Genomic DNA, 12,841 nt, shown 5'->3' on the forward strand with positions numbered 1-12,841 from the left:
GCTTCTTCCGCAAATTGGCGCATGCTTGACCGTTACGTATGGGCGGAGTGTCGCGTTATGACCACTTCGCTTCGATCAAGCAGGATGTGCGCCGGAGAGGCCGCAGAGCTCGGAGAGGGACGGCAAGGATGAGTGCAGCGCCTGAGTCACCGCAGTCACCACCGGGCTTCGCCGTCACGCGCGGCGGGCGCGGCTACCGGCCCGACCAGGTCGAGCGCAGCCTGGCCGCCGTCGGCGCGGAGCGGGACGCCGCCTGGGAGCGGGCCGCCCGGCTCACCGTCCTCGCCAAGCGGATGGAGGCGGAGGCGGCCGCCCTGCGCGACCGGGTCGCCGCCCTCGCCCCGCAGTCGTACGAGGCGTTGGGCCGCCGCGCCCGGACGCTGTACGCGCTCGCGGTCGAGGAGGCCGACGCCGTGCGCGCGGCCGCCCACGAGGAGGCGGCGGCCGTGCGCGACGCGGCGGACGCGGCCGGGCGCCTCGCGCGCGACGATGCCCGTACGTACGCGGAAGCGCTCCTCGCCGAGGCCGACGCCCGGGCCCAGCAGGTACTGCTCGCCGCCCGCGCCACCGCCGACGAACACACCGGCGAGGCCCGCACCGAGGCGGACGAGCGGCGCGGGGAGGCGGCGGACGCGCTGCGCGAGGTGCGCGAGCGGACCGGCGGCACGCTGGCCGACCAGGCGCGCGAGCACGCCGAGCGCCTGGACGCCTTCGAGCGCGAAGTGGCCGCGCGCGAAGCCGAGTCGGACGCCCGGCACACCGAACACACCGCCCTCGCCGAGGCGGAGCTGGCCGAGGCCGAGCGGGCGCTGGCCGAAGCCGAGGAGCACGCCCGGCACGGCCAGGAGGACGCCGAGGCCCGCGCCGCGGAACTGGTCGCGGCGGCGCGGGTACGGGCCGAGCGCATCGGCCGCGATACGGAACGGGTGCTGCGGGAACACACGGAGGCCCGAGAGGAGACCGTCGCGCACATGACCCACGTACGCAACGGCCTCACGGGTTTGACGGGCCGAGCCCCGGCGGAGGGCTGAGCATTTCAGGGGCGCGGACCGCCCCGCTTATGGGCCCGCAGGGCCCTCTTATGGGCCCGCAGGGCCCTCCAAGGGGCGCGGGGCTGTGTCGATTTGCGGCTCCGCCGCGTGGGCGCGAGCAACCACGCACGGTCCGCAGCCGAATCCACCGCGCGCGGAAGCAATGGGGCACGACCAGCCACGCACGGCCCGCAGCCGAACCGTCTTCCGGCTCAGGGTGGATCATCGGCGGGCGCCCGCGAGGATCCACCCCTCCACCGCCTCGTACCGCTGCCGCTGCGTATACACGTCGTGGCGGCTCAGGACCGTGCCGAGCCAGCCCGCCGCGAAGCCGAACGGGATCGAGACGATGCCCGTCGTGGTGAACGGGAACCAGTTGAAGTCATGGGTGGGGAAGACGGACTGGGGCGAGCCCGACACCAGCTTCGTGCCGGTCATCACCACCAGCGTGAACACCGTGCCGCCGATCAGCGTGCACAGCAGCCCCGCCCGGGTGTAGCGGCGCCAGAACAGCGTGAGCACCAGCGCCGGGGCGAGGGCGGACGCGCCCAGGCAGAACGAGACGGTGACCAGCGGCTGGAGGTTGTGGTGCTGGGTCGCGGCCGCGAGCAGCAGCGCCGGGACGCCGACGGCGAGGGCCGCGACCCGGGCCGTGTTCGTCTCGGTCGTGCCCCGCACCCCGGCCCGGCCGCGCAGCCCGTGCGCGACCAGGTCGTGGGCGAGCGTGTTGGCGCACGCCAGGGTCATCCCGGAGATGGAGGCGAGCAGGGTCAGGAAGATCGCCGTGGCCACCGCGGTGAACAGCACGGTCCCCGCGGTCGAGGCGTGCGGGCCGATCAGCGCCTGGGTGGTGAGGAGGAGGGACGTCCTGCCCTGCGGGTCCGCCGCCGTGATGGCGTGGCGCCCCACCACGGCCGCCGAGCCGACGCCGATGACGATCAGCGCCAGGCAGATGACCGCGACCGCCGACACCGCCCAGGACAGCGAGCGCCGCACCGCGCGGGCGCTGGGGGCGCTGTACATCCGCATGGTGATGTGCGGCAGACAGCCCCCGCCGAGCACCACCGTCAGCTGGGAGCTGATCATGTCCAGCTTGTCGCCGCCGAATTCGAGCCCGGAGGAGAGGTACGCGGGTCCGGCGCCGCTGCCTTGGGCCGCCCGGCCGAGCAGCCGCCCGGAGCTCCAGCCGTACCGGTGCAGGATCAGGGCGGCGACGGCGAGCGAGGCGGCGGCCAGGACGACGGTCTTGACGGCCTGGATGAAGGCGGTGCCCTTCATACCGCCGATCGCCGCGTAGCCGATCATCAGCAGCCCGAGCATCACGATGCAGCCGGTCTTGAACGCGGCCGCGTCGAAGCCGAGCACGAACGCGATGAGGTCGCCCGCGCCCGCGAGCTGGACCACCAGCAGCGGCAGCAGCGCGGTGAGCGTCACCAGGCACGCGGTGATCCGGACGGCGGGGCCGGGGGTGCGCCGGGTGAGCACGTCGCCCATGGTGAACCGGCCCGCGTTGCGCAGCGGTTCGGCCAGCAGGAACATCAGCAGCACCAGCGAGAGCGCGGTGCTCAGGGTGAGGACGAGACCGTCGTACCCGGTGAGCGCGATGACCCCGACCGTACTGAGGACGGTGGCCGCCGAGACGTAGTCCCCGGCGATGGCGAGGCCGTTGCGCAGCGGCGAGAGCGAGCGGGCGCCGGTGTAGAACTCGGTGAGGTCGTCGCGGTCGGGCGCGGTCATCACACAGAGCAGCAGCGTCACGCTGATCACCGTGATGAACGCGATCAGGGACATGGCCTGGGAGTCGGATCCGATCATCGGGCGGCTCCGTCCGTGTACCGCCGGGCGTTCGGCACGGCCTGGGCGGCGGCTTGGGCGGCCTGGTGGCGGATCGCGGCGGCGAGCGGGTCGACGGTCCGCTGAGCGGTCCACTCGTACACCGCTATCGCGGTGATCATCACGGGCAACTGGCAGAGCCCGAGCAGCAGGCCGGCGGTGAGCGACCCGCTGACGTGATGGCCGAGCAGCCCGGGCGCGTAGGCGCTGAGGACGAGGAACAGTACGAAGTACCCGAGGGCGGTGAACGTGGAGACGCGCCGCAACAGACGGTAGGCGGTGCGCAGTTGGCGGATGTCGGGGGACGACCGGTGGTGCGACATCGGCTGCTCCTTGCAGAGGGGGGAGGGGGAAGCCGGGAGCGCTGGGAAGTGGCGGCGAACTTACCGGTCGGTATGCACCACTGGGGAGCCCTTGGCGCGAACTTTTCGATACGAGGACTCAGTTACCCTGGGTAACAAACGGAGGCGTGCCCTCCCACCCCGATGGGGACGGCCCCGCTATGGGCCCCGCAGGGGCCCTTCAAGGGGCGCGGGGCTGTGTCAATGTGCGGCTCCGCCGCGTGGGCGCGACCGGCCACGCACGGTCCGCAGCCCGACTCGCCACAGATCCACGCACCTCAGACCGCATCCGCCTCATGCTCCCGCACGGGAAACCGTCGCGGAGCGAGCAGCAGCAGAACAACCAACGCCACCACGGCGGCCAGAGCCGCCCCCACATACACATGCCCCACCGCCACCGCGACGGACCGCCGCAGATAATCGACGGCCGACCCGCTCAGCCCCGCAGGATGCGACAACGCCCGCGACACGCCGTCGAGATCGGACGGCAGTCCCGAAACCGGCGCGGACGCCAGCCGCGCGGTGATCGTCGCGTTCGCCACCGCCCCGAACAGCGCGGCCCCCACCGACTGCCCGACCTGTCGGCAGAACAGCACGGACGCGGTCGCCGTACCCCGCTCGGACCACCCCACAGAAGACTGCACCGCGATGATCAGCGGGAGTTGGAACAGCCCCAGCGCCCCGCCGAGCGCCAGCATGATCAGCGCGGGCTGCCACGCGTGCCCCGGGAACGGCAGCAGCGGGAACGCCGCCAGGATCAGCGCGGCGAGAGCGATGCCGATGACGGCCGAGTCGCGGAACCCGATCCGGGTGTACACCCGGTTGGAGAGCGCGGCCGACACCGGCCAGCTCAGCGTCATCACCGACAGGACGAACCCCGCCGCCACCGGATCGAGGCCGAGCACGGACTGCGCGTACGTCGGCAGGAAGACGGTCGGCGCCACCATCAGCAGCCCCAGCGCCCCCATCGCCAGATTGACCGCCGAGATGCTGCGCCGCCGCCACACCCAGCCGGGGATGACGGGCTCGGCGGCCCGCCGCTCCACCAGGACCGTGACCAGGGCGAGAGCGGCGCTCGCGGCGAACAGGCCGAGCGAGGGCGCGGAGAGCCAGGACCAGGCGACCCCGCCCTGGACCAGCGCGGTGAGCAGCAGCGTGCCGGTCGCGAAGACGCACAGCGCGCCGGCCCAGTCGATCCGGGGCCGCTCGACGGGCTTGTCCCGTACGGGCTCGACCAGATGACGGGCGATCAGCCACAGCGCGACCGCCCCCACCGGCAGGTTGATCAGGAAGATCCAGCGCCAGCTGGCGTACGAGGCGAGGGCGCCGCCGAGCGCCGGGCCCGCGACCGCCGACACCGCCCAGACCGTGGACAGTCTGGCCTGGATCTTCGGGCGCTCCTTGAGCGGGTACAGATCGGCCGCGACCGTCTGGACCGTGCCCTGCAGCGCCCCGCCGCCCAGGCCCTGGAAGACCCGGAAGGCGATCAGCGCGGCCATGTTCCAGGCGATCGAGCAGAGCACCGACCCGGCGAGGAACAGGATGACGCCCGCGATCAGTACGGGCTTGCGGCCGAAGGTGTCGGAGAGCTTGCCGTACACCGGCAGGGTGACCGTGACGGCGAGCAGATAGCCGGAGAAGAGCCAGGAGAAGACGGAGAAGCCGCCGAGGTCGCCGACGATCTGCGGGACGGCCGTCGACACGATGGTGCCGTCGAGCGCCGCGAGCGCCATGCCCAGCATCAGGGCCGCGACGACCGGGCCGCGCCCCTTGGCGGGGACGGCGGAGGCCGTCGCGCCGGGTATCGCCCGCGTACTCCCGCCGGATCCCCCGGATCCCCCGGACCCGCCACCCCCAGTGGTCACCCCAAGATCCCTTCACGGTGCATGTATTGGGCCGGCTCCACCTTCTCATCCGGGCCCTGAGCGGCGACAGAGAGCGGGGCGGGTGGAGGAGCCCGCACAGAAGGGTGGACAAGTCCCCTAGGTGATCTCCGCCCTTGGGTGGAGATCACCTAGGGGTCACTCCCTACTTGGGGCCAGGTGCTGTTCGTCCTGGCGGAGGACGAGAAGCGGGGGCGCGGTTCTTTAGCGTGGTCTTACACCGCGGCCACGGGGGGCGCGGTCGACGGGGTAGGGAAAACCCCCGGTGGAAGACACCGCCGGGCACCAGGGCGCCGGACCCCCGCGCTCGACAGACTCAAGGCGTAGAAGAAAACGGCGTAGGCCACGACGGCGTACGACGGCAATCGAGACGTACGACGCGAACTGACTCGCACCGAGGAGAAGAACCGTGACAACGGCTGTGACCATTCCCAGGCACGGGGGTACTGGAGGGCGAACGGCGGTCGCGGCTCGGGCGCGCCAGGTCGTCAAGGCGTACGGGTCGGGGGAGACCAAGGTCGTCGCGCTCGACCACGTCGACGTGGACATCGCCCGCGGGCAGTTCACCGCGATCATGGGCCCGTCCGGCTCCGGCAAGTCCACGCTGATGCACTGCCTGGCCGGGCTCGACACGGTCACCGGCGGGCAGATCTACCTGGACGAGACCGAGATCACCGGCCTCAAGGACAAGAAGCTCACCCAGCTGCGCCGGGACCGGATCGGCTTCATATTCCAGGCGTTCAACCTGCTCCCGACGCTCAACGCGCTGGAGAACATCACGCTCCCGATGGACATCGCGGGCCGCAAGCCCGACCGGGAGTGGCTGGACCGCGTGGTGGAGACCGTCGGCCTGGCCGGCCGCCTCAAGCACCGCCCGACCCAGCTCTCCGGCGGCCAGCAGCAGCGTGTCGCGGTGGCCCGTGCCCTCGCGGCCCGTCCCGAGATCATCTTCGGCGACGAGCCGACCGGAAACCTGGACTCCCGCGCGGGCGCCGAGGTGCTCGGCTTCCTGCGCCGCTCGGTCGACGAGCTGGGCCAGACCATCGTGATGGTCACCCACGACCCGGTCGCCGCCTCCTACGCGGACCGCGTGCTCTACCTCGCGGACGGCCGGATCGTGGACGAGATGTTCCGCCCGACCGCCGACGCCGTGCTCGACCGCATGAAGGACTTCGACGCGCGGGGGCGGACGTCGTGACCGTGCTCAAGACCTCGATGCGCAACTTCTTCGCGCACAAGGGACGGATGGCCCTCTCGGCCGTCGCGGTCCTGCTGTCGGTGGCGTTCGTGTGCGGCACGCTCGTCTTCACCGACACCATGAACACCACCTTCGACAAGCTCTTCGCCGCCACCTCGGCCGACGTCACCGTCAAGCCGAAGAACGCGAAGGACGCCGACCGGCCGCAGACCGGCAAGCCCGAGACGCTGCCGGCCTCGGCCCTTGAGCAGGTGCGCGGGACCTCGGGCGTGAAGTCCGCCGAGGGCGGCGTCTCCAGCCTGAGCGTGACGGTCGTCAACTCCAAGAACGAGAACATGGGATCTTCCAACGGAGGTCCCACCATCGCGGGCAACTGGACGCAGAACGACCTGAAGGCCATGGAGATCACCTCCGGCCACGCCCCGCGCGGGCCGACCGAGGTGATGGTCGACGGCGACACCGCCGACAAGCACCACCTCAAGCTCGGCGACGAACTGCGCACCATCGCGGTGACCGGCGACTTCACCGCGAAGATCTCCGGCATCGCCTCCTTCAAGGTCACCAACCCGGGCGCGGCCATCGTCTACCTCGACACGGCCACCGCCCAGCGTGAACTGCTCGGCCGTACCGGCCTGTTCACCAACATCTCCGTCACCGCCGCCGCGGGCGTCAGCGACGAGCAGCTGAAGCAGAACGTGGCGGCCAAGCTCGGCGCCGGGACGTACAAGCTGGAGACCGCGGCCGAGGCCAAGGACTCCAACCGCGACTCGGTCGGCTCCTTCCTCGACGTCATGAAGTACGCGATGCTCGGCTTCGCCGGAATCGCCTTCCTCGTCGGCATCTTCCTGATCATCAACACCTTCTCGATGCTGGTCGCCCAGCGCACCCGCGAGATCGGTCTGATGCGGGCCATCGGCTCCAGCCGTAAGCAGGTCAACCGCTCGGTGCTGGTCGAGGCGCTGCTGCTCGGCTTCTTCGGCTCGGTGCTCGGTGTCGGCGCGGGCGTCGGCCTGGCCGTCGGCCTGATGAAGCTGATGGGCTCGATGGGCCTGGAGCTGTCCACCGCCGACCTCACGGTCAAGTGGACGACCCCGGCGATCGGCATGCTGCTCGGCATCGTCGTCACCGTCCTCGCCGCCTACCTCCCGGCCCGCCGGGCGGGCAAGATCTCCCCGATGGCCGCGCTGCGCGACGCCGGTACGCCGGCGGACGGCAAGGCGGGCGTGGTGCGGGCCGTCATCGGCCTGGTCCTGACCGGCGCGGGCGCCGCCTCGCTGTACGCGGCGGCCCACGCCGACAAGGCCAGCTCCGGCGCGGGCGTCCTCGGCCTCGGCGTGGTCCTCACCCTCATCGGCTTCGTCGTCATCGGCCCGCTCCTCGCGGGCGGTGTGGTGCGGGTGATCAGCGCCCTGGTGCTGCGGATGTTCGGCCCCGTCGGCCGGATGGCCGAGCGCAACGCGCTGCGCAACCCGCGGCGTACCGGCGCGACCGGCGCCGCCCTGATGATCGGCCTCGCCCTGGTGGCGTGCCTGTCGGTGGTCGGCTCCTCGATGGTCGCCTCGGCCACGGACGAGCTCGACAAGTCGGTCGGCGCGGACTTCATCGTCCAGGCGGGCAACGGTCAGCCGATCGTGCCGCAGGCGGCCGACGCGCTGCGCCGCACCCCGGGCATCGCCCACGTCACCGACTACAAGGCGGTGGACGCGAAGGTCACCACGCCCGACGGCAAGACCGACAGCAAGACGCTGGCCGCGGTGAGCCCGACGTACGCCCAGGACCTGCGGCGGGTGATCGTCTCCGGCACGCTGGCGGACGCCTACGGCAAGGACGCGATGTCGGTCGGCGACAAGTTCGCCAAGGACCACAACGTGAAGGTGGGCGACTCGCTGACCGTCGCCTTCAAGGGCGGCCGAACCACGAAGCTGAAGGTCGCGGCGATCACCTCGGACGACACCAATGTCGACAAGGGCGCGATGTACACCAACGTCACGACCGCCGAGCGCTACCTCCCGGCCGACAAGCTGCCCAAGAACATGATCATGTTCGCCAAGGCGCAGGACGGCAAGGCCAAGGAGGCGTACGCCTCCCTGAAGGACGCCCTCAAGCCCTACCCGCAGTACAAGGTGCAGGACCAGACGGACTTCAAGAAGGACCTGAAGGACCAGATCGGCCAGCTCCTGAACATCGTCTACGGCCTGCTGGCCCTCGCGATCATCGTCGCCGTCCTCGGTGTGGTGAACACCCTGGCCCTGTCGGTGGTCGAGCGGACCCGGGAGATCGGCCTGATGCGCGCCATCGGCCTCTCGCGCCGCCAGCTGCGCCGCATGATCCGCCTGGAGTCGGTGGTGATCGCGCTCTTCGGCGCGCTGCTCGGCCTCGGCCTCGGCATGGGCTGGGGAACGACCGCGCAGAAGCTGCTGGCCCTGGAGGGCATGGGTGTCCTCGACATCCCGTGGCCGACGATCATCACGGTCTTCGTCGCCTCGGCGTTCGTGGGCCTGTTCGCCGCCCTGGTCCCGGCCTTCCGGGCGGGCCGTATGAATGTGCTCGGAGCGATCGCGAGCGACTAGCCGCCGTACGGGGGTCGGCGGGGCGCGCCCCGGGGAGTTCACCACGAACTCCCCGGGGCCGCTTCATGTCTGACGCCGGGTCATGTCTGGCGTTCGAGGAGTACGTATCCGTACGCGACGCCCGTGATCGCGTATCTCGCGGCCGGGTGCAGCTTGCGGGCGTACTCCAGTGGGTCGCCCGCCCAGCCCGAGACGTTGTCGAGCGCGATGTAGGTGGGGGTCACCCGCCGGGCGTCGCCCACCCACAGGACACGGCAGCGGGAGGTGAGACGGGAGATCGGCCCGACGTTCGCCTCGACGGTGGCGCCGTCGGGGATCCGGTCCAACATCCGCTCGCGCGCGCTCACTTCGGCGCTCTTGGCGTACGTGGCCGATGCGGTGAGGGCGGACAGCGGCAGCGCGGTGGTGGGCGCGAGGGCGGCAGCGGCCGCGGCGGCGGGCAGCTGCCGGGCGTAGGCGCGCAGCCACGGGCGCGGGCTGCGGCGGCCGCTGTCCACGGCGTCGGCCAGGGCGAGCGCGAGGACGGGCATCAGGACGGCGCTGTAGTGCCAGTCGGTCGACCAGTAGTGGTCGTCGGACGACAGGAAGCGCCAGCCGATCGTCGGCACGGCGGCCAGTGCCAGCGGCGAGCGCAGCGCGAGCAGTCCGGTGGGCAGCAGCAGCCACAGCAGGGTGCGCACCTTGGTGCCGGACGCGGTGAACGGCCCGGCGCCACTGGTCTTGCTCCAGTAGTCGTACGCGCCGGTCGAGTTGAAGGCGGGTATGACCACCGTGAGGGTCACCGCGACGGCGGCGATGCCGAAGGCGGCGACCCCGGCGGCGTACACGGCGGTGCGCCGCGAGGTCCGCCGGGCGCGCAGCGCGACGACGGCCGCGAGGGCCGCCACCGTCAGCCCCAGGTCCTCCTTGACCAGGACGAGCGGCAGCGCCCAGCACAGCGCCGCCCGCCACCGCCGGGCCAGGACCGCTTCGAGCGAGAAGGCGATCAGCGGCACCGCGAAGCAGATCTCGTGGAAGTCGAAGTCGGCGGCGCGCTGGAGGCCCCACGACAGTCCGTAGGCGACGCCGAGCGCGAGCCCGGCGCCCCGCCCGAGCAGCCGGGCGGCGGCCCGGGTCACCGGCACCGCCGAGAGCGCGAACAGCGCGGACTGGGCGATGAGCAGGGTGACCGGGGTCGGGAAGAGCCGGTAGAAGGGCGCGAGCAGCGCGGTGACCGGGCTGAAGTGGTCGCCGAGTATGTTCGCGCCCGGCCCCTTCAGATCGGCGACGGGCGCCCGCAGATGGGCATAGCCGCGCACGGCCTGCTCGAAGATCCCGAGGTCCCAGGAGAGCGTCTCCATCCGCCGGAACCGGAGCACGGAGACGGTCGCGTACGCGAGGAACAGGGCGGCGGCGAGGACGTACGGGTCACGGGCGCCGGGCGTGCGCCGACGCCCCTTTGATGGGCTTTCGTCGGATATGTGCGTGGGCTGAACCCTGTTTTCGGGCAGCGTGAGGAGAGCTCCGTGCACGGTGAGGTCCTTGGGTCAGCGGGAGCGGGACGGGGTCGGGCTGGCGGTCGCGGTGCCCGTCGCGGTGGAGCCGTTCAGGTGGGGGCGCGTCGTCGGCGTGGGCGGGCTGCTGCCCGGGGAGGCGCCGACGGCGCCGTCCAACGGCGAGCCGCCCGAGGGTGTCGGCGGCGGGTTGGACGCGGACGGGGTGGCGAAGTGGGTCCCGCGGGGCGGGGCGGACAGGCCCGGGCGCGGGGAGCCCGGCCCGTACGACGTGGACCAGGACGGCGACTCGGACGGCGGCGGCGGGGACGTCGAGGGGTGCCGGGTCGGGCGCGACGGATCGGCCGGAACCGTCGCGTCCGACCCGCTCTGGAGCCGCACCGCGGCCAGCGCGCCGGTACCCGCGATCACGCACACGACACACGCGGCGGTCGCGGCCAGATTGCGGCGGCGCCGGCGCAGCCCGCGCTCGGCGACCCGGGCGGGCGGCTGCGGCACCACCCGTCGGCCGCCGTCGTCGGCGGCCCGCTTCAGCGCCCGGGCCAGCGCCGGATCTCGCTCGGGGCCGTCGCCCGGCGGGGACAGCCTGTTCTCAGACACCTTGCTCCTCCTCGGAGGTGAGGTGGGGCCGCAGCGCGGCGCGCGCACGGGAGAGATGCGTCTTCACGGTGCCGCTGGACAGGCCGGTCTCGGCGGCCACCTGCTCGACGGTGAGATCGCAGACGTAGTGCAGGACGGCGACGCGCCGCTGGCGCTCGGAGAGCAGCCGCAGCGCGTCGACGAGGGCGACCGAGGAGGGGTCGGGGCCGCGCTCGGCCTCGGCGCGGCCGCCGCTGTGCAGCAGCCAGGCCTCACCGGCGCGTCGGCCGCGCCGCCACCGGCTCACCGCGAGCCGCCAGGCGACGGTGCGGATCCACGCCTCGGGCCCGGCCTCGCGCAGCAGCTTCGCGCGGCGCGCCCAGGCCCGTACGAACGCCTCCTGGACGACGTCCTGCGCCTCGTGCAGGTCGCCGGTCATGAGATAGAGCTGCCCGACAAGCCGGGTGACCGAGTGAGCGTAGAACTCCTCGAACTCGTCGTCGGTCAAAGCGGCTCCCGTCGGCTGGACAGACCCGTCGGCGGACAGGTCTCACGGGAGGTACGCCTGACGGCGGCCGTCCGGTTGACAGGCCGCCGTCACTTTTTTCGGAACTTCCCAGGTGGGGGTCCGGGGGGTCCGGATGTTCCCCGGTGGGGTCGGAGCGGGGTCAGAGCTGCTGGAGCCCTCGCTTGAGCCGCTTGGCGAGCGGGCGCTCCACATACCGGTGGACCAGCCAGGCCGCCAGGAGCATGACCGCGATCACACCGCTGACCAGCGGGATTGGCCGCACCCACGGGGAGAGCGAGCCGATCATCTCCCAGCCGATGTACTCGTGGAGCAGATAGAGGGGATAGGTCAGCGCGCCCGCGTACGGCAGCCAGCGCCACTGGATCCGGTTCAGCTTCCCCGTCGCGACCAGGCCCATGATCGCGAAGCACGCGGCGATCACCAGGGGCACCGGCCAGAACGGCATGGGGTGCGCCAGGCGCTCCTGCGAGTGGTGCCAGGTGGTGTGGGCGGCGGGCAGCGAGGCGGCCGCGCAGAACAGCACGATCCCGGTGAGCATCAGATTCGGCCGGAACCGGTACATCAGATAGAAGGCGACACCCGCGATGAAGTACCAGCTGTTGTCCGGCATCACGATCATCCGCAGCGTGCTGTCGTCGGACTGGTAGACGAGTGCGCTGGCCACCGCCCAGACGGTGCAGAAGACGATCAGACGGCGGTAGGTGAGCCCGCGCCAGGCGATCACTGCGAACAGCAAATAGAAGCGGAGTTCGGCGAACAGGGTCCAGTAGACGCTGTCGACGTGTTCGACGCCGAGCGGTTCCTGGAACATCGTCAGGTTCGTGGCGACATCGGCGAGCGAGAGCGGCTGCATCCCGCCCGGAACGGCCGCCACCACCACCGTGGTCGCGATCACCGCGAACCAGTACGCCGGGTAGAGCCGCACCACGCGCGAGACGAAGAACGACTGCAGCGGCTTGCCCCAGGTACTCATGCAGATGACGAAGCCACTGATGAGGAAGAAGAGCTGCACACCGAGCCAGCCGTAGGCGGCGACGGGGTAAGTGGCCGGGAATCTGGCCCTGGAGTCCGTTTCCGGCCATCGTCCGGTGAGTGCCATGTAGTGGAACATGACGACCGTGAGCGCGGCGAGGAGGCGCAGCCCGTCGAGCGCGTAGATGCGGCTGGGCCTGCTCCCCTCGACGGCGGGGCCGGTCCGCTGCTGGGTGCCGGTGCTCGGGAGCGCCGGCTCGGGCTGAAGGAGCGCTGTCCGCGCCTGGTCGGGCATGTCGAGCGGGTTCCCCTCGGGCACTGATGTCATGGCCTGCGCCGCGACGCCGCCGTCTGGCTCGGCGCGAAGGGCACGTCCGCCGGAGCCTATGGCGTTCCACAGGATTTGCAAAGG

General features: G+C 71.7%; 10 protein-coding genes. 3 read left to right on the forward strand and 7 right to left on the reverse strand.

All coding sequences use genetic code 11. From position 1 onward, the window contains the following. Positions 1-128 precede the first annotated feature (128 nt). Positions 129-1,031, forward strand: coding sequence for a cellulose-binding protein (locus tag ACGFRG_RS33045; RefSeq protein WP_393269934.1), 903 nt, complete (start codon positions 129-131; stop codon positions 1,029-1,031). 222 nt (positions 1,032-1,253) lie between these two features. On the opposite strand, the gene ACGFRG_RS33050 is transcribed toward ACGFRG_RS33045, so the two are convergent. The 3 genes from ACGFRG_RS33050 to ACGFRG_RS33060 form a co-directional block, all read right to left on the reverse strand. After that, the gene (locus tag ACGFRG_RS33050; protein WP_393269937.1) at positions 1,254-2,846 is read right to left on the reverse strand and encodes a cation acetate symporter; all 1,593 of its coding nucleotides are present in this window, start codon (positions 2,844-2,846) and stop codon (positions 1,254-1,256) included. Next, complete coding sequence (locus ACGFRG_RS33055; RefSeq protein ID WP_361427479.1) at positions 2,843-3,187, reverse strand: DUF485 domain-containing protein; 345 nt, start codon at positions 3,185-3,187, stop codon at positions 2,843-2,845. Before ACGFRG_RS33055 ends, ACGFRG_RS33050 begins: the two co-directional genes overlap by 4 nt. A gap of 296 nt (positions 3,188-3,483) precedes the next feature. Next, positions 3,484-5,070 carry an MFS transporter gene (locus tag ACGFRG_RS33060; RefSeq protein WP_393269939.1) on the reverse strand — a complete coding sequence of 529 codons (1,587 nt, stop codon included), beginning with the start codon at positions 5,068-5,070 and terminating at the stop codon, positions 3,484-3,486. Between the two features lie 427 nt (positions 5,071-5,497). Here ACGFRG_RS33060 and ACGFRG_RS33065 point away from each other — a divergent pair, with 427 nt between their 5' ends. Beyond that, positions 5,498-6,286 carry an ABC transporter ATP-binding protein gene (locus ACGFRG_RS33065; protein WP_361427482.1) on the forward strand — a complete coding sequence of 263 codons (789 nt, stop codon included), beginning with the start codon at positions 5,498-5,500 and terminating at the stop codon, positions 6,284-6,286. Next, complete coding sequence (locus ACGFRG_RS33070; protein WP_361427485.1) at positions 6,283-8,856, forward strand: FtsX-like permease family protein; 2,574 nt, start codon at positions 6,283-6,285, stop codon at positions 8,854-8,856. The genes ACGFRG_RS33065 and ACGFRG_RS33070 overlap by 4 nt, the downstream gene beginning before the upstream one ends. Positions 8,857-8,936: 80 nt before the next feature. Here ACGFRG_RS33070 and ACGFRG_RS33075 read toward each other — a convergent pair whose 3' ends face one another. The 4 genes from ACGFRG_RS33075 to ACGFRG_RS33090 form a co-directional block, all read right to left on the reverse strand. Beyond that, positions 8,937-10,316 (reverse strand): DUF2079 domain-containing protein, encoded by a 1,380-nt coding sequence (locus tag ACGFRG_RS33075; protein ID WP_393270020.1) that lies wholly within the window; start codon positions 10,314-10,316, stop codon positions 8,937-8,939. Between the two features lie 66 nt (positions 10,317-10,382). Beyond that, on the reverse strand, positions 10,383-10,949 hold the full coding sequence (locus ACGFRG_RS33080) for a hypothetical protein (protein WP_393269943.1): 567 nt from the start codon (positions 10,947-10,949) through the stop codon (positions 10,383-10,385). After that, on the reverse strand, positions 10,942-11,436 hold the full coding sequence (locus ACGFRG_RS33085) for a SigE family RNA polymerase sigma factor (protein ID WP_361427491.1): 495 nt from the start codon (positions 11,434-11,436) through the stop codon (positions 10,942-10,944). Before ACGFRG_RS33085 ends, ACGFRG_RS33080 begins: the two co-directional genes overlap by 8 nt. Positions 11,437-11,596: 160 nt before the next feature. Next, on the reverse strand, positions 11,597-12,757 hold the full coding sequence (locus tag ACGFRG_RS33090; RefSeq protein WP_393269948.1) for an acyltransferase family protein: 1,161 nt from the start codon (positions 12,755-12,757) through the stop codon (positions 11,597-11,599). Between the last annotated feature and the right edge of the window lie 84 nt (positions 12,758-12,841).

Source organism: Streptomyces sp. NPDC048696 (assembly GCF_043198895.1).
GTDB lineage: Bacteria > Actinomycetota > Actinomycetes > Streptomycetales > Streptomycetaceae > Streptomyces.